Source organism: Caulobacter sp. GSs2 (assembly GCF_058680895.1).
In genome coordinates this window covers 221,679-242,729 of record NZ_CM178725.1, presented here as the reverse complement: position 1 = coordinate 242,729, position 21,051 = coordinate 221,679, and the positions used below count along the sequence as shown (strand labels likewise).

Genomic DNA, 21,051 nt, shown 5'->3' with positions numbered 1-21,051 from the left:
TCGCTTTGCATGGGCCGCGCCGGCGTCTAGAAGGCCGGCTCGACTTTTGGGGCGGTTAGCTCAGCGGTAGAGCGTCTCCTTTACACGGAGAGGGTCGGGGGTTCGATCCCCTCACCGCCCACCAGAATTCGTCGCCGGCGCCAGCATCTGCTCCAACAGGGGCGCGGCGGACCGGTTGTCACGATCAGCCTGGATCGCGGTTCCCAAGGCCGCAGCGGCCCGGCCATAGCGGACATCTTCAAGCAACTGGGTGATTGCGGCCATGATCGCTTCGACGCTTGCGTCTGGCGACAGGCGCAGACCGGCGTCGCGGGCGACCACCCTGGCGGTGTTGTCGTGCTGATCACGGCCCATCGGCATGCACAGGAGCGGAACCCCCGCCATCAGCGGGCGTAGCGTAGAGCCATGGCCGGCATGGGTCACGAACACCGCCGTTTCCTCCAGCAAGGCCTGATGCGGCGCGCTGCGCACCACGATCACATTGTCGGGCGCGGGGAATTGGCTCGGCTCAAGGGTCGGCCCTGTCGTCACCAAGCCGCGCACCGGCAAGCGGCCCAGCGCGGCGATGACGTTGGTCAGCACGGCTTCCTGCGCCTGATACAGACTGGAAAACGAGACCAGCACCAGCGGAGCGTCACCCGCAGGCAGGGTCGCGGGCGTCACCCAGGCAGGATCGGCCAGATAGGGGCCCGCATAGGCGAACGGGGCAGGCACGGGATCCGGGGCGAAATCAAACGCCCGGCTGCTGGCGATCAGGATCAGGCCGGCCGTATCGAGTTGATCGAACAGATCGTCCAGCGCCGGCAGGCCCAGTGCGGCGCGCGCGGTGTTCAGGGCCGGCAAACCGATCTGGAACAGACCCCGGCTCATCTGGGTGACCATCGCGTGCATGGCGCGCTCTTCGTCTGAGGTCGCCGGTGGCATGCCCGCGCCGAAGGGCGGGACACCGGACAGGGTGGGGAGCGACCAGATATTGGCGGCGAACAGGGCCAGGGGCAGATTGCGGGCGTCCGCTGCGGCCATGGCGCCCAGCAGAAGTTCCTGACTGACGATGGCGTCAGGCTTGAAGGCGTCGATGGCGGCGAGCGTATCCTGCGCATAGGCCAGGGCCGGCCCTGCCATGATCCGGTCGATCAGCCGCTGGATCACCTCAAGGGGATTGTCGGCTTCATGGTCCTTCAGACGATCGTCCTCGCGACGCTTTCCGGTCTGGCTCGGCGCTGTCGTCCAGGGCTGGAACGCCACGCCCAGGGCGGCAGCGTCCGTGTCGTTGCAGACATCGCTGAGGACCAGCACGTCGTGACCGCGATCCTGCAGGTCGCGCGCAGCCAGCAGCAGGGGCTGCACATGTCCGCCGCCTTCCCAGGTGGTGAAGAGATAACGCGCCATTCGATCCCCGCTCGGTCAGCCTTGGGCTTACGCGGTCCCGCTTCACCTTGCCAAGAGCGATCAAAGTGATATCACTTTCATATCCAGACGGGAGCGTGACGATGTCGGAAGTCCACACCATCAACCGGTCGGTCGAACGTATTCGCGGCGGGGTCAGCGGAGGCCTGCCGCTTCTGGCGCTTCCGCTGCTGATTGGCGCCGGGATCTGGGCCTTTATCAACGCCGATGCCTATGGCGCCGGCTACAACGCGCTCGGCGCCTTGCTGGTCATCCTGGCCGCGTTGGTCAGTAGCGGCTTCTATTCGATGCAGCCGAACGAGGCCTATGTGCTGACGGTATTCGGCGCCTATGTCGGAACCGACCGCACGACAGGGCTTCGCTGGGTCTTGCCCTGGTACGGACGCAAGAAGATCAGCCTGCGGGTGCGCAACGTCACCAGCGAGAAGCTGAAGGTCAACGACAAGCGTGGCAATCCGATCGAGATCGCGGCCAACATCGTCTGGCGCGTGGCGGATTCGGCCCAGGCGCTGTTCGACGTCGATGACTATGTGGCCTTTGTGAACATCCAGATCGAAACCGGGCTGCGTGAGGTGGCCTCGCACTACGCCTATGATCACGCGGAGGAGGGCGAGCCCACCCTGCGCGCCGACGCCGAGGAGGTGGGCGCCAAGCTTCAGGCTGATCTGCAGGCCCGCATCGCCGTCGCCGGCGTCGCCATCGATGAGGCGCATCTCATGCACCTGGCCTATGCCCCGGAGATTGCTGGTTCCATGCTGAAGCGTCAGCAGGCCGAGGCCGTGCTGGCCGCCCGGCGCACCATCGTGGCCGGCGCTGTGGGCATGGTCGAGACGGCGCTCAATCAACTCAGCGAGCGCGGGGTCGTCAAATTGGATGACGAGCGCAAGGCCGCGATGGTGTCCAATCTCCTGGTGGTGTTGTGCGCCGACCGCGAGGCTCAGCCCGTGGTCAATACCGGCACGCTGTACGGCTAGGGCGTGGCCAGCGATCCTAACGAGAACGGGAAGGGCGGACGGCGCGCGTTTCTGATGCGCGTACGCCCCGAGGTGCTGACCGCCGTGGAGCGACTGGCCGCCGCCGAGTTGCGCAGTGTGAACGCCCAGGTCGAAACCTTGCTACGCGAGGCGCTGGGCCGTCGCGGCGTCGGCATAAAGCCGCCGCAGGGCAGCGAGGAACCGTAACTGTCGCGAAACCTTTATCGTTCCGAGGCCGAATGTCATGGTCTGGTTAGCGATAAGGATTCGGCGTGGTGGACTTGAGATCGAATCAACCGTTCGGCTTTCGCGGCCTTTCGGATGGCGCCCCGGCGGCCGGACAGGCTGTTCGCCTGGTGGATACGACCATGCTCTACGCCCCGCGGAGCGGCGGCGTGCGCCGGTATCTCAACACGAAGCGAACCTGGCTGGCCGCCAATAGACCGTCAGTGCACCACACCCTGGTTGTTCCCGGCGCGCGGGATGCTCATGACGGACAGGGCCGCGTGTCGATCTATGCCGCGCCGTTGCCGTTTGGTGATGGATACCGGTGGCCTCTCGTCAAGCAGGCCTGGATGGAGCGGCTGATCCGCCAGAGGCCACACATTATCGAGGCCGGCGATCCCTATACGCCCGGCCTGGCCGCGTTGCGGGCGGGCGACGCCCTGGGCGTCCCGGTGGTGGGGTTCTGTCACACCGACCTGGGCGCGCTGGCGGCGCTGCATATCGGCGAATGGGCTGAAAAGCCGATGCAAAAGCGCTGGGCGGCGATCTATGGCCAGTTCGACCAGGCCGTCGCGCCGAGCCGCTTCATAGCCGGTCGGCTGATCGAGGCCGGCGTCACCAACGCTATTGGCCTGCCCCTGGGCGTGGATGTGGATATCTTCCATCCCGGGCGCGGCGACCGCGCAGGCTTGCGCGCATCTCTGGGCTTGAGGCCGGACCACAAAATTCTGGTGTTCGCCGGACGGCCCGCGCGGGAAAAGCGGCTGGACGTGCTGGTGGAGGCCGTTGAACGGCTTGGCGACCCCTATGTGCTGCTGTTGATCGGGGCGGGGAGCGGCGCGCCGGCCAGTGATCGCGTTATCTGCATGGACTATCAGCGCGACCCTCAGGCCTTGGCGGCGATCCTGGCGGGTTGCGACGCCTTCGTGCACGCCAATGACAACGAACCGTTCGGTCTGGTCGTCCTGGAGGCGATGGCCTGCGGACTGCCCGTCATCGGCGTCGCGTCAGGCGGCGTGGCTGAATCGGTCGACGCCTCGGTGGGCGAGCTTGCCGCCGCATCGGAGGCGCGCGCCATGGCCGAGGCCGTGGAATCGGTGTTTGCGCGCGGCGCTGAGGGGCTGGGTCAGGCTGCCCGGTGTCGGGCCGAAGAGCGGCACGGCTGGGATTCCGTTTTCCAGGCGCTTTGCCAGATCTATGGCCGGCTGACGGGCGCGGCCGAGTTTTCCGACGCCGCGCCAGTTCTGCGACACTAAAGCCGTGTTCGGCGAAGTGTGAGCCACTTCGCCGAATAACGCTTTAGTTGGGCAGGATCGCGCCGCCGGCCGCCAGACCCAGGGCGCAGAAGACGCCAAGGTGAAAGACAATACCGATCGCCACGGTGCGACGGACCGACCAGGTTGTTTCCTGGGCGAAGACGCGGGCGATCTCGTGCTGGAGGCTGTGCGCGGCGCTCTGGACCGGCGCATCGTTTTCATTGGCAAGGCGAAGAGCAGGGCGCTGGCGCGGGTTCTGCGCGATGGCGTCCAGATAGTCCACTTTACGCTGTAGCATCACTGGGCCTCCCTATGTGTTTCAAGGCACAGTAGAGAAATCAAGCTAACAAAATGTGCTCAATAGGCAACGCTATGATTGCGTCATCCTGCCTCATGATCAGATCGGGTATGTTTAGACTGCATTAAGCACGTCAACTACTGATCAACACCTTGTTTAGGATGTTGAGATCTTGAGTTTCAGGCCCAGAAGATGGGCCGCCGTACCGGCCCGCTTGCTGGTCTGTTCGCCCAGCAGCAGGTCGGCATAGCCGGGCTCGGCCGTCAGGGTCAGCTGGGTCTTGTCAATGGCCAGGCGCGAGCGGGCCAGCAGGGGCGCGCTGCGGCCCGACAGGTCGCAGCCCAGCCGGATCGCCGCGCCCAGGGCCCTGGCGCGCTTGAGGCGGGCCGGGGTCAGCAGGCGCGCCAGCACGTCCAGCTCGGGCGGGTCGAAGGTGCTGGCATGACGGGCATAGGCCGCCGTGGCCAGGAAGGCGCGTTCATCATGGCCCTGGCCGGCGATCGGCGCGCGCAGCACCTGTTCGAACACCAGATCAGCGCGATGGTCGGGGTGCAGGCGCGCACCCAGGTCGGCCAGACGGCAGGCGGCCGACATCAGCACGGCGTCGCGCCCCTCGTCGAACAGCGGCGGCAGGCTGGTGAAGGCCGGGGCGATCCAGGCCTGCAGGCCTGCGCCCAACTCGTCGGCGACGCCCTGGCGGGCGCCCAGCGAGGCGCAGCCCTCGATCAGCGGGTCCAGGCCCCGGGTGCGCGGCGGCATGGCCTCGAACAGCAGACCTTCGCGCACGCCAAAGGCCGAGATCTCGATGCGCTTGACGCCAAGGCTCTCGATCAGGCTTTCCAGCACCACGGCGGCGTAGGGCAGGGTCTCCGAGCGCTTCTTGCTCATGCCCTCGATGCGTTCCAGCGAGCTCTTCGACTGGTGCGAGACCAGGCGCGCGGCGTCCAGCGCTTCGCTGGCGCTGATCTCGTACTGGTGCACGACGTGCAGTGGATAGCCCGACATCCGCATGTGCAGCAGGGCCAGGTTGCGCCAGGCGCCGCCGACGGCGTGGAAGCTGTCGGTCCGGAAGGCGCTGGTCACCGGGGCCAGCCGCTGGGCGCACAGACGGCGCACCCGGTCGGCGTCGAAGCCTTCCGACAGGCCCAGGCTGAAGGGGCCCAGGGGCAGGGTGACGCCCAGGCCCGCGCCGGTGCTTTCCAGTCGGATCAGCTCCAGGCTGGCGCCGCCCAGATCGCCCACGACGCCGGTGGCCTGAGGGGCGCCGGCCAGCACGCCGAGGGCGGCGTAGCGGGCCTCTTCCTCGCCGCTCAGCACGCGAACGGTCAGGCCGGTCTCGGCCTTGACCCGAGCCACGAAGGCGGGGCCGTCGCTGGCCTCGCGGGCGGCGGCGGTGGCGACCACGAAGGTCTCGGCCGGGGCCACGGCCTCCAGCACGGCGCGGAAGCGTTTCAGGGCCGCCAGGGTCTGCAGCACCCCGTCGGGCGACAGCCGGCCGTTGTCGCCCAGATCACGGCCCAGGCCCGCCAGCACCTTCTCGTTGAACACGGTCCAGATGGCGCGGCCTTCCAGCCGGTACACCACGAGGCGCACCGAGTTGGATCCGATATCGATCACGGCCGCGTCGCGCGGCGCCGGAAAAGGCATGAGCTTGGTTTAGCCTATTGAGACGCGGGAGAAAGCGGGGCCGGACGAAAATCGCTCGGGACGTCAGGACGCGCCATTAATCCGGCACGCGAGCAAGCGCCAGCGGGTTTCGGTTCTTACGTAGAAGCAGGTGCCGAAAGTCTTCTGCGCCCCGTTCGCGCGAAGGCCGCCCTTGGTCGCGGCGTGGTTGCCGTCCAGCAGCAGCAGCTCGACGGTCGGCGCATGCTTTGGGCAGGACCCCCACGAGCGGATCTGGCCCAGGCGCAGGCCGGGACCATAGATTCGGCCCTTGGCCTGAAGTTGCCGATCCACCGGGGCCAGGGCTGCGCCGTCGCCGATCCGGTCGATGCCGGGCACGCCGGGCTGGGCCAGGATGGCGCAGATCTGCGCCTGCTCCGCCTGGCCGGGACCACAGCCAGACAGGGCCAGGACCGCCGGGACCGTCAGAAGGACGAGACGCCTCAACCCTTGCCTTTTCGCGGGCCCACATGGTCGAAGGCCATCGGCAGATCCTTCACCTTTTGGCCGCGGCCCGACAGGCTGGGATTGGTCATGAAATAGTCGTGGGCCGAGAAGGCGCCCTTCTTGTCCCAGGCCGGATCGCGCGTGTAGCCGCCATCGCTGTTGAGGTTCCAGCTCTGGGCCTCGTCATTGAGGTTGGCGACCATGATCTGGTCCAGCACCTGCTGGTGTACGGTGGGGTTCTCGACCGGCACCAGGGTTTCCACCCGGCGGTCGAGGTTGCGCGGCATCCAGTCGGCCGAGCTGATGAACAGGCGCGTCTGCGGGCCGGGCAGGTCGGCGCCGTTGGCGAAGGCGACGATCCGGGCGTGCTCCAGGAACCGTCCGACGATGCTTTTGACCCGGATATTCTCCGACAGCCCCTTCACGCCCGGCCGCAGGCAGCAGATGCCGCGCACCACCAGATTGATCATCACCCCGGCCTGGCTGGCGGCATAGAGGGCGTCGATGATCTGGGGATCGACCACGGAGTTCATCTTGGCCCAGATGCCGGCAGGCTTGCCGGCCCGCGCATTGGCGGCCTCGAGGCTGATCATCTTCAGCAGGTCGGGCTTGAGCGTCTCTGGCGAGAAGCTCAGCTTTTCCAGACCATGCGGCTGGGCGTAGCCGGTGATGAAATTGAACAGCTTGCCGCCGTCGCGGCCCAGGGCCGGATCGCAGGTGAACAGCGACAGATCGGTATAAACCCGCGCCGTCTGGGGGTGATAGTTGCCGGTGCCGAAGTGGCAATAGGTGCGCAGGGCCTCGCCCTCGCGGCGCACCACCACCGACAGCTTGGCGTGGGTCTTCCAGTCGACAAAGCCGAACACCACGTGGACGCCCGCGCGTTCCAGATCGCGGGCCCATTTGAGGTTGTTCTCCTCGTCAAAGCGCGCCTTGATCTCGACCAGGGCGGTGACGTTCTTGCCGTTGTCGGCCGCCTCGATCAGGGCCGCCACGATCGGGCTGTCCTTGGAGGTGCGGTACAGGGTCTGCTTGATCGCCAGCACATTGGGATCGCGCGCCGCCTGACGCAGGAACTGCACCACCACATCGAAGCTCTCGAAGGGGTGGTGGACCAGGATGTCCTTCTCGCGGATCGCCGCGAAACAGTCGCCGCCGTGGTCGCGCACGCGCTCGGGGAAACGGGCGTTGTAGGGCTTGAACTTCAGGTCCGGGCGATCGGGCGGGATCAGCTCGTCCATCTGGGCCAGGCCCAGCTTGCCGTCCACCAGGATGACGTCGTCAGGCTCGGCGCGCAGGCCCTCGACGATGAAGTCGCGCAGGTCCTGGGGCATGGAGGTCTGGATCTTGACCCGCACCACCTGGCCCAGGCGACGCTTCTTCAACCGCGCCTCGAACTCGCGCACCAGGTCTTCGGCCTCTTCCTCGATTTCCAGGTCGCTGTCGCGGATCAGGCGGAACAGGCCGCGGCCCTCCACCTTATAGCCGGGGAACAGGTGGCCCAGGAACAGGATGATGAAGCTCTCCAGCGCCACGATCCGGCGCTCGCGCTTCTTGCCGCGCGTGGTCACCGAGCCGATTTCCCAGAACCGCTGCACCTGGCTGGGGACCGGCACCAGGGCGTACAGGTGCTTGTCGTCGGCGATGCGGCGCAGCTTCAGCGCCAGGCAGAAGCCCAGATTGGGAATGAACGGAAACGGGTGGGCCGGGTCGATGGCCAGGGGCGTCAGCACCGGGAACATCCGGGTCAGGAACAGCTCCTCGGCCTTGACCTTGTCGTCGCCCTCGATGTCCTTGGCGTCCAGCAGCTTGAGGCCCTCGCCCCACAGCTCGGCGCGCACGTCGCGCCAGATCTTCTGCTGATCGACCATCAGGTCGAAGGCCGTGGCGTTGATCCGCGCTAGCTGCTCGCCCGGCGTCAGGCCGTCCTGGCTGACCACCCGCACGCCCTCGCGCACCTGGCCCTTCAGGCCGGCCACCCGCACCATGTAGAATTCGTCGAGATTGTTGGCCGAGATCGACAGGAACCGCAGCCGCTCCAGCAGCGGATGGCGCCGATTGGCGCTCTCTTCCAGCACGCGTTCGTTGAAGGCCAGCCACGACAGTTCGCGATTGATGAACCGCTCGGGCGAGGCCAGCAGCGCCTTGTCCAGACGACAGGCCGTGTCGGCTTCAGTGACGGGGGTCGGCAGGGGCGCGGCGTTGGGCATGCGGGGAACCATAGGCGAACAGGGTTCTCACATGGTGAACGTGGGACGTGACGGGGGCAAGACACTGGCGCCCCTTGCAAACCAGGCCTGTCATCCCGGACAAGTCCGGCGAACGCCGGGCGCAGATCCGGGACCGCCGGAAGCGCTGAGCTCAGGCGTCGATCCCGGATCTTCACGCTGCGCGTTCGTCCGGGATGACAGCCGTTTTGAAGAGAAGGACCCTCAGTCCTCCGCCTCATCCCCCTCAAACGCCAGCACCTCGCCCGCCAGCAGCCGGGTAATCGCCCGGCCCTGGGCCGAGGCCGCCTCGTCCAGCAGGTCCACCGCCGCGATGGCCTCCAGCGACGAGCGGGGGATGCGGCGCAGCAGGTAGGGATAGACGTCGTGGGCCGGGGTCATGGCCCGCGCCGCGAAGGCCCGGCGCAGCACGGCCTCCAGCACGATGTCGTCGGGCTCGTCGATGATGGCGGCCGTCAGGGCGTTGAGCCGCGAGCGCAGGTCGGGCACCGCGCAGTCCCAGGCCACGGGCGCCAGCCGGCCGGTCAGCAGCAGGGTCCCGCCGTCGACCCCGGCCATGTTGATCAGGTGAAACAGGGTCTCGTCGTCCAGATGGCCGCCCTCGGCCCGGCGGTCAGCGTCATCGACCAGCACGGCGCGGCCGCGCAGGGCGGCCAGGTCCAGCGGCGCTGCAAGGGGATTGGCCGCCTCGACCACCACGGCGTTCGCCTTCAGGGCCCAGTCGCGCGCCAGATGGGTCTTGCCCGCGCCCGCGGCCCCGATCAGGGCCAGCCGCCCGTCGCCCCAGCGCGGCCAGGCGTCGATCGCCGCGATCGCCTGGGCGTTGGTCGGCGACACTGCGAAGTGCTCCCGCGCGAACGACGGCGGGCTGTGCAGCGGCAGTCTGAACTGACGGGACAAGTCGGCGGCGTCCGGCGTGGTTACTGGGTGTGCTGGATATAGGCCGGGTGCGGCGGAAGCGCGAGCGGGGCGGGTGAGGGAAGGTGGGGATGGAGTGGGGCGGGGTGTGGATACAGGGTTGATATCAGTTTTTTGCAATCAACGTGGTCACTACATGTCTGAACCATCCCAGTATGGATGGGGCCCATTGAATTATAATGCTAATTGGATTGGCATTTGTTTCAAAAAAACCTTTAATTGAATTCTCAAGTACCGCATCGGATGCTGTCTTAGATCCAGATTTGACCATTTGCCACAGCCTACTACTCAACGCCGATAGTATATTACTTGCGCTATTTGCTGTCCCGAGTTTTATTTTTCGATCTGCGGGTAGCGCGGCGATGTCGTGGGCCTGAATGTCCAACGACTCGGCGACGCGCCTGTCGACCGGTGATCCGGTCATTCTCGCGCTGTCCGCAATAGCATGCAGCGCTGCTGCGACAGACTTTATTGCATCGGCATTTTGATCAAATTCTTGGTTATTGGCAGATATATTGCGCCATTCTGGAAATTGATTTACCAATATAGAGCCGCCCGCAACAACATATCTTATTCTACCTATTGTAGTATCGCTGAGCTCATCTTCTGAAGTATCTAATTGGCAGCGCAGAACCTCTATATGGTAGCCGGCTAGTGACGGGTTAAACGATATTATACCTCGAGATGTTGCTTGAAATAGCAATTCAACGTGTCGCATGATCGGGTGGTTGGTCGGCGCTTGGACAATTACGTTCTCTACGTCTGACTGAAATGCCCGATACATCGCAATTATAGAGGGGTTTCGCATCTGATCGTCGGCATGGCCACGCGGGTCTGGTACGATTTTCGTATCCCGCCAAATTACACGAATTGGGGCCGCGACTTGGTTTGGTATGTCGTCCAGTTTTTGCGATGTGTGCTCTACTTGGCCCATCCAATGCGAGGGATGCTCAAGATCGTCCGGAAGAATAGTTCTAGCATTTCCTGTAGCTAGTGTAATTTGCTCTTCACTTAGGCCATAAGTGTCGCCCAAATCTGCATCCGATAGATCCGTATCTTCGAATGAAGTGTCAAAAACTTCACAATCTGAGAATGTCGTGAATTGCGCATCGCAATCTAGGAATGAACTCCCATCTATATTTGTTGACCTTAAGGTTGTGCCGTATAGATAGCATTCTACGAAATCTGAAAGAGGTATTTCGCATTCTATTATATTGCAGTCGTCGAGTCTTGTTCTTGTAAATTTGCAGCCATCAAATCCGCAGTGTATAAAAGTGGAACCACTCAATTCATTATTGGTAAAATCGCATCCTTCAAATTTACAATTTTCAAATATAACATCAACTTGAATGCCAAAATTTGCCTGGATAAACTCGCAATGCCTAAAATGACCAGACGAAATGGCTTCATTTTCAAAGTGTATTTTCTGAAAGCTCTCTCTCGTCACTAATTCGTCTGTTAAGCGAGGCATCTAGTTTCTTTCTGATTCGCTCGTTCGCCCAAGACGATCCGTCAACCGTCCTTCACGGTCAAGTTGCGGGAGTTTTCTCACTTCACGCTAGGACGCTCCACGCGGCGGTGACTGCCTGGCGTGTCTAGAGCCAACCCAACCCCCACCGCACCGCCAACAACCCAAACCCCAGCAGGATCACCGGCCCGAACACCGCGAACGTCCAGCGGGTAATCCGCTCCGGCAGGAAGGTGTCGTAGGCGCCGTCCCTGGTCGCGCCGTACTTCACGGCGATGGCGGTCAGGGGGCATTTGAGGCCGAAGGCGGCGAAGACCAGGCTCTCGACGGCGACCAGCGCGGCCGCCACCCACAGCCAGGGGCCGTGCGCGCCGGTGATCCCGGCATAGAGGACGACGAGGCTGGCGCTGGCCATCACGACATAGATCACCGTGTGCAGGGCGCGGACCAGGGTCAGGCGTTGGGCGTCGGTCATGGGGCGCAGCTTAATCCCAAATACTCCCGTCATTCCCGCCCTTGTGGCGGGAACCTCTCTATCCGCCGCAGGTGCGGCAGGGGCGAAGTGCGCGCGCACTTCGCTGGCGCTTCACGTGTCGGCTGAAACAGGGGTTCCCGCCACAAGGGCGGGAATGACGGTGGGTTGGGAAGGTGGCATGGGGACGAAACCTCGCTGCCTCTGATATTGCCGCCCGGCGCCGGCCATCACGACATAGATCACCGTGTGCAGGGCGCGGACCAGGGTCAGGCGTTGGGCGTCGGTCATGGGGCGCAGCTTATCCCCAAATACTCCCGTCATTCCCGCCCTTGTGGCGGGAACCCCTCTGTCCGCCGCAGGTGCGGGAGGGGCGAAGTGCGCGCGCACTTCGCTGGCGCTTCACGTGTCGGCTGAACCAGGGGTTCCCGCCACAAGGGCGGGAATGACGGTGGGTTGGGAAGGTGGCATGGGGACGAAACCTCGCTGCCTCTGATATTGCCGCCCGGCGCCGGCCATCACGACATAGATCACCGTGTGCAGGGCGCGGACCAGGGTCAGGCGTTGGGCGTCGGTCATGGGGCGCAGCTTATCCCCAAATACTCCCGTCATTCCCGCCCTTGTGGCGGGAACCCCTCGCGCCGCCGCAGGTGCAGAAGGGGCGAAGTGCGCGCGCACTTCGCTGGCGCTTCACGTCTCAGCTGAAACAGGGGTTCCCGCCACAAGGGCGGGAATGACGGTGGAGGGGGGCGGTGCTCAAACCTGCCTGGGAACCGGGGCCCATTCAAAGACGGCGGCGTAGAGGTCGTCCCACCGGGGATTGTCGCGTTCGATCAGGTTGATCTTCCACTGGCGCGGCCAGCGCTTGATCGAGGTTTCGCGCTGGATCGCCTCGGTCATCAGGTCGTGGATCTCGTACCAGACCAGACGCTTGAGGCCATATTGCCGGGTGAAGCCGGGCAATTGGCCTTCCCGATGCTGGCCAATGCGCGTGAAGAACTGGCCCGTAACGCCGGTGTAGAGCGTACCCCGATAGTGGTCGCTCATCATGTAGACCGCGATCCAGGCTTCGCGTGGAACCATGGCGAATGCTCCTTGTAGCGCGGGAACAATACAGGAACAAAATACTCTCGTCATTCCCGCCCTTGTGGCGGGAACCCCTCTGTCCGCCGCACGTGCGGGAGGGGCGAAGTGCGCGCGCACTTCGCTGGCGCTTCACGTGCAAGCTGAAACAGGGGTTTCCGCCACAAGGGCGGGAATGACGGTGGGTTGGGGGAGTGGTGTGGGGGCGGGGCGTCGCCCTATATCTAACCCATGACCTCATCACCCCCCGACCTCGCCGCCTGGCGCGCCGCCATGACCAAGCCCTCCGGGCCCCTAGGCGGCCTCGCGCGCAAGGCGCAGGTGAAGATCAACCAGATCATCCCCGAAAAGGTCCACGCCGCGATCACCACGGCCATGGAGGGCCTGACGCGGGGCATCCTGACCGGGGCCGACTTCGCCACCGGCTCGCCGCAGCACGGCCTGAGCCTGGACGAAAAGCGCGCCAAGGCCGCCGCCGCCATCGACGGCTGGAAGAAGACCGCCAGCGTCGAGGGCGGGATCACCGGGGCCGGGGGCTTTCTGGCGGCGGCGGCCGATTTCCCGCTGCTGATGAGCTTCAAGATCAAGCTGCTGTTCGAGATCGCCGCGATCTTCGGTCATGACGGGACCGACCTGGATGAGCGGCTCTATATCCTGCACATCTTCGAGCTGGCCTTTTCCGACGCGAGCCACCGGGCCCGGGTGCTGGCGGCCATGGACGACTGGGACGCGCGGCGGGCGGAGCGTCCCGACACGCTGGAGGCCTTCGACTGGCGGGCCTTCCAGCAGCAGTATCGCGACCATATTGACCTGGCCAAGCTGGCCCAGCTGCTGCCCGTGGTCGGCGCGCCGGTCGGGGCGATCGTCAACTGGCGGCTGGTCGAGAGCCTGGGGCGCACGGCGGTGATGGCCTACCGGATGCGGGAGGAGGGGGTGGGGGTTTCCCTGCCGACGCCGCTGGCCCCCTCCTGACCGCTACGCGGTCGTCCTCCCCCTTTCAGGGGGAAGATGAAGCGCGCCGACCTCATCTTCCCCCTACGGGGGAAGACGGCTGCGAAGCAGCCCGTAGGGGGCAAGTGCGGGGATAAACTGCGACCGATCCCCTTGGCTTTCGGGAGAAAGCTCAGCCTGATCAACGCCCTCCAAATAAAGCGAGCGCGCCCGTCAGACGCGCTGAAACCTCCCGTATTCTTGTCCCACCTCGTCGCGAGGAAAGGGCGCAAGGCCAGCGACCATTGCGGCGACGGGGGGTGATCGAGCGGGACGGGGGTCGAGGGGGATACTCGACCGGTCCGGGGATCCTGGCGTTGCAGGACCCGCCCGCCGTCGGCGTGGATGGGGATCAAGGCGAGTGTTGGTCAGGATTGGCCCCACGCCCCCCGACCTTCGGGACTTCGGGAAACCGAAGCTTCCGGGTTCCGGTAAGGCCCCAACTGGGCCACCCGCCGGGACGCTGATGGATAACGACCACGCGGAGCGCTCGGCTTCGTCGAAACGGTTATTCTATTTTCCTCCGGGCGAGCCCGGACGCTCCGCGACCCTTTCCATCGCCATCGCAGCGAAAGCGCGGGGGTGTGAAGGCGCGTGCGCCACACTTGCCCCCTCCGCGCCTTCGGCGCTCCTCCCCCGGAGGGGGAAGATGAGTCCGCGCCTTTCATGGGAAGACGGCTGCGCAGCAGCCCGTAGGGGGCCAGTGGCAGCCTCAGAATCCTTGACATCCACGCCCCCCCATGCGCCTTTCCGCGCCTTGCAAATCAACGCGTTCCCGCGATTTTCGAAGACTTTGTCATGACCACGATGCACGCCTACCGCACCCACACCTGCGGCGCCCTTCGGGCTAGCGACACCGACGCCAATGTCCGCGTGTCGGGCTGGATCCACCGCAAGCGCGACCATGGCGGCCTGGTCTTCATCGACCTGCGCGACCATTACGGCCTGACCCAGCTGGTGCTGCACCCCGAGACCCCGGGCTTTGACATCGTCGAGCGCCTGCGCGCCGAGAGCGTGATCAAGGTGGACGGCAAGGTGCTGGCCCGCGACGCCGCAGCCGTGAACCCCAACCTGCCGACCGGCGCGATCGAGATCCACGTCACCGCCGTGGAAGTGCTGTCGGAAGCCGCCGAGCTGCCGCTGCCGGTGTTTGGCGAGCCGGACTATCCCGAAGAGATCCGCCTCAAGCACCGCTATCTGGATCTGCGCCGCGAGACCCTGCACAAGAACATCGTGCTGCGCAGCAAGGTGATCCACTCGATCCGTCACCGCATGGTCGAGCAGGGCTTCCTCGAGTACCAGACCCCGATCCTGACGGCCTCGTCGCCGGAAGGCGCGCGCGACTTCCTGGTGCCGTCGCGTCTGCATCCGGGCAAGTTCTATGCGCTGCCCCAGGCTCCGCAGCAGTTCAAGCAGCTGCTGATGGTCTCGGGCTTTGACCGCTATTTCCAGATCGCCCCGTGCTTCCGCGACGAAGACCTGCGCGCCGACCGCTCGCTGGAATTCTACCAGCTCGACATCGAGATGAGCTTCGTGACGCAAGAAGACGTGTTCGCGGCCATTGAGCCGGTGATGCACGGCGTGTTCGAGGAGTTCTCGGGCGGCAAGCCGGTGTCGCCGATCTCGGGCATGCACACCTTCACCAACGATTTCGGCGCGACGCTGGAGCATGCCGGCTTCGAGCGCCTGACCTACGCCCAGTCGATGAAGTGGTACGGCAGCGACAAGCCCGACACCCGCAACCCGATCAAGATGGCCGACGTCTCCGAGCACTTCCGCGACGGCGGCTTTGGCCTGTTCGCCAAGATCCTGGGCGCTGATCCGAAGAACCGGGTGTGGGCCATCCCCGCGCCGACCGGGGGTTCGCGGGCGTTCTGCGACCGCATGAACAGCTGGGCCCAGGGCGAAGGCCAGCCGGGCCTGGGCTATGTGTTCTGGTCGGAAGACCTGGGCGCCTGGGGCGGCCCGATCGCCAAGAACCTGGGCGAGCCGACGCAGGCGCTGATGGAGTCGGTGGGCCTGGGCAAGGGCGACGCCGCCTTCTTCGTGGCCGGCGACCCGGCCGTGTTCGCCAAGTTCGCCGGCCTGGCCCGCACCCGCGTCGGCACCGAGCTGAAGCTGGTGGATGAGAACCAGTTCAAGTTCTGCTGGATCGTCGACTTCCCGATGTTCGAGTGGAACGAGGACGAAAAGCGCGTCGACTTCTCGCACAACCCGTTCTCGATGCCGCAGGGCGGTCTGGAGGCCCTGGAGACCCAGGATCCGCTGACCATCCGCGCCTATCAGTACGACATCGTCTGCAACGGCTATGAGCTGTGCTCGGGCGCGATCCGGAACCACAAGCCCGAGATCATGCTCAAGGCCTTCGAAGTGGCCGGCTATGGCGCCGAGGTGGTGGAAGAGCAGTTTGGCGGCATGCTGAACGCCTTCCGCTTCGGGGCTCCCCCGCACGGCGGTCTGGCGCCCGGCATCGACCGGATCGTCATGCTGCTGGCCGAGCAGGTCGCCATCCGCGAGGTCATCGCCTTCCCGCTGAACCAGCAGGGCCAGGACCTCCTGATGAACGCCCCGGCCGAGGCCGCAGAGCGCCAGTACAAGGAACTGCACATCCGCTCGGCGCCGCCCATCAAGGTGTAGAGCGAATAGAAAAAGGCCCCGGTTCGCACCGGGGCCTTTAAAGTTTTCAGGGTCGCGTCGAGCTCAGTATTTCGGCGGTTTGGGCGGCGCAGGCGGCTTGGGCGGCCGGGGCGCAGCCCAGGCGGATGCGGCCTTCTCGGCCTCGGCCTGGGCGCGGGCGGCCTCGGCCTGGGCGCGCTTGAAGTCGACGATCACCCGGATCTGGCGGGGGTCGCCATGGCAGGACCGCAGCGTCAGGCCGCGGGGCAGGCGGGTGGAGCCGTCGCCGCAGGTCTCGTCCAGCTGGTCCTGGTCCAGGCCCTTGGCGCCCGACAGATCGGCTCCGCCCAGCATGGCGTTGGAGAGGTCGGCGCCCCGGAAGTCGGCGCCGTGGAACGTGGCCCCGCGCAGGGCGGCGCCCGTGAACTCGGCGTTGCGGAAGTCGGCCCCGTCGAAGCGTCCGCCGGACAGGTTGGCGGCGTTGAGCTCGGCGTTGCGGAAGGTGGCGTCACGGCCGTTGACGTTGGCCAGATTGGCGCCGCCCAGCTCGGCGTTGCTGAGATTGGCCTTGTTGAGGTTGGCCCCGATCATGTTGGCGGCGTTCAGCTCGGACGACGACAGATCGGCCCGCAGCAGGCTGGCGTTCTGGAAGTTGGCGCCGCTGCTCTCGATGCCGGACATGCGGGCGTCGCTGAAAACGGCGTTCTGGAAGTTGGCGCCGCGCATCTCGGCGCCGCGCATGTCCGACCGGGTCAGATCGGCGCCCTGGAAGTTGGAACCGTAGAAGGCCGCGCCGCGCAGGTCTGAGCCGATCAGGATGGCCTTGGCGAAATTGGCGCCGCTGAACTTGGCGCCGGTCAGCTTGCGGCCCGACAGCTCGCAGCTGACGCACATGCCGCCGAACGACACCAGACGGGCGACGTCCTTGTCCTCGGGACCGGCCTGGGCCTGTCCGGCCAGGGCCGTGAGGGCCAGCGTCAGAACCGCGAGTGAAACGCCCATGCGGGACATCGAAATCTCCTACCAGCCAATACGCGACTGCATGAGTTACGATTTGGGGCCCCGAGCGCCCAGGCGCCACTTAAATCGCGGTAATGACAGCAACTTAACGGCAACCGGGGATGGAAAGACCACGCGGCAAACGGGTGGAATCGTCGCCGCAGGCCCGGTTCAGCTGGCCCTGGGACAGGCCTTTGGCGCGGCCCATTTCCGCGCCCGAAAAGTTCACGCCGCTCAGATTGGCCCCGGCGAAATTGGCGCCTTCGAGGAAGGCCCCCACGAAGCTGGCATGGGTCAGATCGGCCCGGGCGAAGCTGGCGCCGCCGAACACGCCGCCATAAGCGTTGACGTCGCGCAGGTCGCCGCCGGCGAAGCTGACGCGGTTCATGACCACGGCCGACAGATCGGCCTGGCGCAGACGAGCCTTGGACAGGTTGAGGCCGCGCAGGGTCAGGTTGGACAGGTCGGCCTGAAAGAGATTGCAGCCGGGGCAGCTGGCGCCGGCCCGGACCTTGGCGATCTGGCTGGAATTCTGCGCCACGGCCGGCGCGGCGACGGACAAGGTGGCAGCGCTGAGCGCCAGGGCGGCGAGGCGGGCGATCGGGGTCATCTTCAGACGCATCCTGGCGAGTATCGGCGCAAGCAGCATGACGCCGGAAGTTTAAGGCCAGACGAACAAGCTCAGGTGGCGGGTTCAGAACGGTGGGACTGCGCCCCACAGCTGTCGCAGACGGTGATGGCGCCGCGCTGGGTCAAGGCGATGTCGCCGCACGCCGGGCAGAAGTCGGCTTGGCTACTGGCGGCCCGTCCGGCCTCTTCGGCCTTGCGGCCGCCAAACGGCAGGAACACCAGATTGTCGGTGGCGGCGCCGCGCGAGAAGCCCTTGGAGATGAACTTGCTGGCGGGCAGGGGCTCGGACTCGAGGTCGGGCGCATCGGCCTTGCCATGGCCCAGGCCGTCGGCGTTGAACTCCTGCGGATCGGCGTTGGCCAGATCGTCGCGGCCCAGATACGAGACCCCAAGCTCGCGGAACACGTAGTCGAGGATCGAGGTCGCCGACTTGATTGAGTCGTTGCCCGTCACGGGACCGGCCGGTTCGAAACGCGTGAAGACGAAGGCGTCGACGAACTCGTCCAGCGGCACACCGTGCTGCAGGCCCAGAGACACCGCGATGGCGAAATTGTTCATCAGGCTGCGGAAGGCGGCCCCTTCCTTGTGCATGTCGATGAAGATCTCGCCGACCTCGCCGTCATCGTATTCGCCGGTGTGCAGGTAGACCTTGTGGCCGCCGACCGCCGCCTTCTGGATGTAACCCTTGCGGCGATCCGGGAGCTTGCGACGCGAGCGGTCGCGCTCGACGATCTTCTCGACGATCCGCTCGGTGACGATCGGGTCACGCGTTGGCTGGCGCGGCGCCTCGACGGGCTCCTCAGGCAGGTCGAGACGGAAGTCGGCAGGGGGCGCGGCGCGGTGCAGACGCAAAGCCCGCACTCCGGCGCGAGCGGCGGCGGCCTGAAGTCGTGCGCCGTCGACTGGCCGCGCGTCGAACGGCAGATGCAGGACGACCGGGACCGGCAGGCACGCGAAAGTCTCCACGGCGGCGACCATGGCCAGCCGGTCGGCCAGGACCGGCGCCTCCGCCGAGAGAAACACGGCCCGGACTTCGGCGCTGAGGGCCTCGCAATCCGAGAGCAAGCCCGTCCCAAGCGCATGGTGTTCGGCGGCGAGGATTTCGGCGGGCGAGAAGCCGGCGAAGGCCAGGGTGTCGAAATCGGCCTGCGCCATGGACCGGGAGGGCGCGCCCAGCACGTCGCCAAGGAAGCCCGCGCCGACAACCGCCGGAGCGAAAGCCTGACGCAGGCCCCCGCACGAGCGCAGCGCGTCCTCGACCTGTTCGATCTCGTGCGCAGTGAAACCGCGCGCTTGCAGGATGCCATGATCGATGGCGGGCGAGTCGATCAGCGAGCCATGGCCCAGCGCATGGCGGCGAGCAGCGTCGATCTCGGCCTTCGCGCCGGAAAGACAGTCGAACGCCGCCGCACTGAACGAAGGCACCAGGAGGCCATCGGCCGTCTGGATCGCCGACACGGGCGCGGCGACGCCGGCCCAGCCCATCGGTCGGCCGCCAAGCCGCAGAGCGGCTTCCGGATCCTCGAAGGCGGCGACCAGGGCGCACGACCGCAGGCCGTGCTTCTTGGCCAGACCATGAGCCATGGCCAGGGCCGTTGCGGCTTCCGAGGCCAACGGCGAGCGGAGCGCGGCGGCGCGCACCCGACGTTCGGCCAGGCTGCGCAGAACGATTTGCCGATCCTGAGCGAAGGCGGGCTCAGCCCCAAGACTTGCAGCGGCTTCGGCGCTGGCGGCCAGGGCTGAGCCGACGGTGAGGGCCCACAGTGCCGCAGCGCTGTCCCTGCCATCGCTGCTGGCCAGCGAAAGACCCTGGGCCAGCAACCAGTCGCCGACGCCGGCCAGGCCCAGCAAGGCGGGGCGATCGCCGCGCTCGATCTCAAGCGCGGTCGCCCAGATGTGCACGGCATAGGTGAAGCCCTGTATGTCGAAGGCCTCGTCGGCTTGAAACGCGGAGGCGTCGATAGCTGCTCCGACTGCAGCCCCCCTGGACAACGCTTCTGCGTCTTCCAACGACAAGGTCAGGGTGAGGGCGCTGGTTTCCCAGCCAACCTGGGCGGCGAAGCTGGCGTTGTCGTCCCCAGCCGAAACTGTCGCCCGCGAACCCGAGGCGACCATGCGGGTCGCTGGCTGAGGGATGCTGTCGATCAGGAGCGTCCGGGCCGCGCCGACAAGCGCAATGGCGTCCGAGATCATCCGGTCATCGGCGCCGAGATCCCGGGCGCGCCGGGCGGCGCGCGCCAGGGCGCTGTTCTTGCGCGGATCTGCGCAAGCCCGAGCGTCGCCGTGGCAACGTTGGACGGCGTCACCGACCTGGGCGAGGGCGGCATCCAGACGAGCGGCGGCCTTGCGGGACAGCGCATGGCTTCGCCGGCGCCCCAGCTCATCTTCAGCAACCTGTCGGAACTCGATTTCCGCGATGTCGGGCAAGAGGTCCAGAGACTGAACCGCCTTGGTCGGCGTGGCGACGCCGCTCAGCATCGTCGCCAGCAGCGCGTCTTGGAATGCCCCGGCGTCGGCCGCGTCCGCGAACAGACCCTTGGCCAGCCCGAGCTTGGCCAAGCGGTCAGCATATCGGGCGGGACCGCCGCCCAGCGGAGCGTCGCGATCAATCGGCTCGCCGGCCCAGTCCAGCCAGGCCTCAACTCGCGCATCGGTCCAGGTCGACGGGGCCAGGACCTCGACGATCGCGTTGCTGCGCTCAAGGTCGCGTCGTTCCGCCCGGAGGGGCTGATCGACATATCCGGACTGACTACGCATGGGCGATTCCGCGGCTGGGCGCCAAGAGAGGCCCAATCTAGATCGCAGGCAGACGCCCTTCAATAGATGTTGGGGGCACAGGCCATATGGTCCACAAGATGTTGAATTTCACCCGCCCGGTCAGATGCTGGACGCTACGGGCTGGCCGCCCTATAGTCCGGCCGCTTCGTCGCGTTCGTCGCGACATGGAAGTCCTTGCAAATTCGGGTGCAAACGTAGTGCTGAAAGCGATCTTCACGTGGTGGAACGGCGCGACCCTGGGTCAGCGGTTCCACATTGGCCGTCGCGGCGTGTTCGTGGGCATGGACGATTTTGGCAACCGATACTTTGAAGCCCGCGACGCGAGCGACAGCTATGACGCTCACAAGCGCCGCTGGGTGATCTACGACGGCTACGCCGAGGCCTCGAAGGTTCCGGCCGAGTGGAGCGGTTGGCTGCACTATACGTTCGACGAGCCGCCGACCACGAACCCGCTGCCCCGCCGCAGCTGGGAAAAGGATCACATTCCCAACCTGACCGGCACGGTTCACGCCTGGCGTCCGAAGGGCTCTCTGTCCCGTGGCGGCCAGCGGGCCGTGGCGACCAGCGACTATCAGCCCTGGAAGCCGGAATAGGCCC

Annotated in this window: 20 protein-coding genes, 1 tRNA gene and 1 pseudogene; 7 read left to right on the top strand and 15 right to left on the bottom strand. The window is 65.8% G+C overall.

All coding sequences use genetic code 11. The features are described 5' to 3' along the window. Nucleotides 1–49 precede the first annotated feature (49 nt). A tRNA-Val gene (locus ACW17Z_RS01190) sits at nt 50–124 on the top strand. Here the strand turns inward: ACW17Z_RS01190 and ACW17Z_RS01185 are convergent. Continuing rightward, nucleotides 112–1,389, bottom strand: a complete 1,278-nt coding sequence (locus tag ACW17Z_RS01185; protein ID WP_492057279.1) for a glycosyltransferase — start codon at nt 1,387–1,389, stop codon at nt 112–114. The genes ACW17Z_RS01190 and ACW17Z_RS01185 overlap by 13 nt on opposite strands. Nucleotides 1,390–1,490: 101 nt before the next feature. Between ACW17Z_RS01185 and ACW17Z_RS01180 the strand changes: the two genes are divergently transcribed. The 3 genes from ACW17Z_RS01180 to ACW17Z_RS01170 all read left to right on the top strand — a co-directional run bounded on the left by ACW17Z_RS01180 (nt 1,491) and on the right by ACW17Z_RS01170 (nt 3,862). Next, a complete protein-coding gene (locus tag ACW17Z_RS01180) occupies nt 1,491–2,381 on the top strand; it encodes an SPFH domain-containing protein (protein ID WP_492057278.1) in 891 nt (296 codons plus the stop codon). A gap of 54 nt (nt 2,382–2,435) precedes the next feature. Continuing rightward, entirely contained in the window at nt 2,436–2,588 is a 153-nt protein-coding gene (locus tag ACW17Z_RS01175; protein WP_419255505.1) for a type II toxin-antitoxin system antitoxin, read from the top strand. A gap of 65 nt (nt 2,589–2,653) precedes the next feature. Beyond that, entirely contained in the window at nt 2,654–3,862 is a 1,209-nt protein-coding gene (locus ACW17Z_RS01170) for a glycosyltransferase family 4 protein (protein WP_492057277.1), read from the top strand. Between the two features lie 43 nt (nt 3,863–3,905). On the opposite strand, the gene ACW17Z_RS01165 is transcribed toward ACW17Z_RS01170, so the two are convergent. The 10 genes from ACW17Z_RS01165 to ACW17Z_RS01120 all read right to left on the bottom strand — a co-directional run bounded on the left by ACW17Z_RS01165 (nt 3,906) and on the right by ACW17Z_RS01120 (nt 12,495). Continuing rightward, entirely contained in the window at nt 3,906–4,163 is a 258-nt protein-coding gene (locus ACW17Z_RS01165) for a hypothetical protein (protein WP_492057276.1), read from the bottom strand. Nucleotides 4,164–4,316: 153 nt separating this feature from the next. After that, nucleotides 4,317–5,807 carry a Ppx/GppA phosphatase family protein gene (locus ACW17Z_RS01160; RefSeq protein ID WP_419316881.1) on the bottom strand — a complete coding sequence of 497 codons (1,491 nt, stop codon included), beginning with the start codon at nt 5,805–5,807 and terminating at the stop codon, nt 4,317–4,319. A gap of 63 nt (nt 5,808–5,870) precedes the next feature. Continuing rightward, on the bottom strand, nt 5,871–6,272 hold the full coding sequence (locus ACW17Z_RS01155; protein WP_419316880.1) for a hypothetical protein: 402 nt from the start codon (nt 6,270–6,272) through the stop codon (nt 5,871–5,873). Further along, a complete protein-coding gene (locus tag ACW17Z_RS01150) occupies nt 6,269–8,482 on the bottom strand; it encodes an RNA degradosome polyphosphate kinase (RefSeq protein ID WP_492057275.1) in 2,214 nt (737 codons plus the stop codon). The genes ACW17Z_RS01155 and ACW17Z_RS01150 overlap by 4 nt, the downstream gene beginning before the upstream one ends. A 222-nt stretch (nt 8,483–8,704) precedes the next feature. Then, complete coding sequence (gene hdaA, locus ACW17Z_RS01145) at nt 8,705–9,400, bottom strand: DnaA regulatory inactivator HdaA (RefSeq protein WP_492057274.1); 696 nt, start codon at nt 9,398–9,400, stop codon at nt 8,705–8,707. Between the two features lie 124 nt (nt 9,401–9,524). After that, nucleotides 9,525–10,889 carry a pentapeptide repeat-containing protein gene (locus tag ACW17Z_RS01140; protein WP_492057273.1) on the bottom strand — a complete coding sequence of 455 codons (1,365 nt, stop codon included), beginning with the start codon at nt 10,887–10,889 and terminating at the stop codon, nt 9,525–9,527. Nucleotides 10,890–11,013: 124 nt separating this feature from the next. Continuing rightward, on the bottom strand, nt 11,014–11,361 hold the full coding sequence (locus ACW17Z_RS01135) for a hypothetical protein (protein WP_492057272.1): 348 nt from the start codon (nt 11,359–11,361) through the stop codon (nt 11,014–11,016). A 111-nt stretch (nt 11,362–11,472) separates the two neighbouring features. Further along, nucleotides 11,473–11,649, bottom strand: a complete 177-nt coding sequence (locus tag ACW17Z_RS01130; RefSeq protein WP_492057271.1) for a hypothetical protein — start codon at nt 11,647–11,649, stop codon at nt 11,473–11,475. Between the two features lie 111 nt (nt 11,650–11,760). Beyond that, on the bottom strand, nt 11,761–11,937 hold the full coding sequence (locus ACW17Z_RS01125; RefSeq protein WP_492057270.1) for a hypothetical protein: 177 nt from the start codon (nt 11,935–11,937) through the stop codon (nt 11,761–11,763). A 177-nt stretch (nt 11,938–12,114) separates the two neighbouring features. Next, the gene (locus ACW17Z_RS01120) at nt 12,115–12,495 is read right to left on the bottom strand and encodes a GIY-YIG nuclease family protein (protein WP_492057269.1); all 381 of its coding nucleotides are present in this window, start codon (nt 12,493–12,495) and stop codon (nt 12,115–12,117) included. A gap of 177 nt (nt 12,496–12,672) precedes the next feature. Between ACW17Z_RS01120 and ACW17Z_RS01115 the strand changes: the two genes are divergently transcribed. Continuing rightward, nucleotides 12,673–13,413, top strand: a complete 741-nt coding sequence (locus ACW17Z_RS01115; protein WP_492057268.1) for an EcsC family protein — start codon at nt 12,673–12,675, stop codon at nt 13,411–13,413. Nucleotides 13,414–13,605: 192 nt separating this feature from the next. Here ACW17Z_RS01115 and ACW17Z_RS01110 read toward each other — a convergent pair. Further along, nucleotides 13,606–13,743: pseudogene (locus ACW17Z_RS01110) on the bottom strand (hypothetical protein); the annotation flags it as partial. A gap of 486 nt (nt 13,744–14,229) precedes the next feature. Between ACW17Z_RS01110 and aspS the strand changes: the two are divergent. After that, nucleotides 14,230–16,068, top strand: a complete 1,839-nt coding sequence (gene aspS, locus ACW17Z_RS01105) for an aspartate--tRNA ligase (RefSeq protein ID WP_492057267.1) — start codon at nt 14,230–14,232, stop codon at nt 16,066–16,068. Nucleotides 16,069–16,131: 63 nt separating this feature from the next. Here the strand turns inward: aspS and ACW17Z_RS01100 are convergent, their stop codons facing one another. The 3 genes from ACW17Z_RS01100 to ACW17Z_RS01090 form a co-directional block, all read right to left on the bottom strand. Beyond that, nucleotides 16,132–17,058, bottom strand: coding sequence for a pentapeptide repeat-containing protein (locus ACW17Z_RS01100; protein WP_492057265.1), 927 nt, complete (start codon nt 17,056–17,058; stop codon nt 16,132–16,134). Nucleotides 17,059–17,152: 94 nt separating this feature from the next. Further along, a complete protein-coding gene (locus ACW17Z_RS01095; RefSeq protein WP_492057264.1) occupies nt 17,153–17,656 on the bottom strand; it encodes a pentapeptide repeat-containing protein in 504 nt (167 codons plus the stop codon). A 71-nt stretch (nt 17,657–17,727) separates the two neighbouring features. Then, the gene (locus ACW17Z_RS01090; protein ID WP_492057263.1) at nt 17,728–20,433 is read right to left on the bottom strand and encodes a TSCPD domain-containing protein; all 2,706 of its coding nucleotides are present in this window, start codon (nt 20,431–20,433) and stop codon (nt 17,728–17,730) included. Between the two features lie 218 nt (nt 20,434–20,651). Here ACW17Z_RS01090 and ACW17Z_RS01085 point away from each other — a divergent pair, with 218 nt between their 5' ends. Continuing rightward, a complete protein-coding gene (locus ACW17Z_RS01085) occupies nt 20,652–21,047 on the top strand; it encodes an NADH:ubiquinone oxidoreductase subunit NDUFA12 (RefSeq protein WP_419316869.1) in 396 nt (131 codons plus the stop codon). Nucleotides 21,048–21,051 lie beyond the last annotated feature (4 nt).

Bases quoted from the DNA above. Each gene is read 5' to 3' on its own strand.
- ACW17Z_RS01130 (WP_492057271.1), bottom strand. From the start codon at position 11,649: ATGACCGACGCCCAACGCCTGACCCTGGTCCGCGCCCTGCACACGGTG.
- ACW17Z_RS01140 (WP_492057273.1), bottom strand. From the start codon at position 10,889: ATGCCTCGCTTAACAGACGAATTAGTGACGAGAGAGAGCTTTCAGAAA.
- ACW17Z_RS01115 (WP_492057268.1), top strand. From the start codon at position 12,673: ATGACCTCATCACCCCCCGACCTCGCCGCCTGGCGCGCCGCCATGACC.
- ACW17Z_RS01160 (WP_419316881.1), bottom strand. From the start codon at position 5,807: ATGCCTTTTCCGGCGCCGCGCGACGCGGCCGTGATCGATATCGGATCC.
- ACW17Z_RS01185 (WP_492057279.1), bottom strand. From the start codon at position 1,389: ATGGCGCGTTATCTCTTCACCACCTGGGAAGGCGGCGGACATGTGCAG.
- ACW17Z_RS01090 (WP_492057263.1), bottom strand. From the start codon at position 20,433: ATGCGTAGTCAGTCCGGATATGTCGATCAGCCCCTCCGGGCGGAACGA.
- ACW17Z_RS01120 (WP_492057269.1), bottom strand. From the start codon at position 12,495: ATGACGAGAGTATTTTGTTCCTGTATTGTTCCCGCGCTACAAGGAGCA.
- ACW17Z_RS01100 (WP_492057265.1), bottom strand. From the start codon at position 17,058: ATGTCCCGCATGGGCGTTTCACTCGCGGTTCTGACGCTGGCCCTCACG.
- ACW17Z_RS01125 (WP_492057270.1), bottom strand. From the start codon at position 11,937: ATGACCGACGCCCAACGCCTGACCCTGGTCCGCGCCCTGCACACGGTG.
- ACW17Z_RS01095 (WP_492057264.1), bottom strand. From the start codon at position 17,656: ATGACCCCGATCGCCCGCCTCGCCGCCCTGGCGCTCAGCGCTGCCACC.
- ACW17Z_RS01180 (WP_492057278.1), top strand. From the start codon at position 1,491: ATGTCGGAAGTCCACACCATCAACCGGTCGGTCGAACGTATTCGCGGC.
- ACW17Z_RS01150 (WP_492057275.1), bottom strand. From the start codon at position 8,482: ATGCCCAACGCCGCGCCCCTGCCGACCCCCGTCACTGAAGCCGACACG.
- aspS (WP_492057267.1), top strand. From the start codon at position 14,230: ATGACCACGATGCACGCCTACCGCACCCACACCTGCGGCGCCCTTCGG.
- ACW17Z_RS01175 (WP_419255505.1), top strand. From the start codon at position 2,436: ATGCGCGTACGCCCCGAGGTGCTGACCGCCGTGGAGCGACTGGCCGCC.
- ACW17Z_RS01135 (WP_492057272.1), bottom strand. From the start codon at position 11,361: ATGACCGACGCCCAACGCCTGACCCTGGTCCGCGCCCTGCACACGGTG.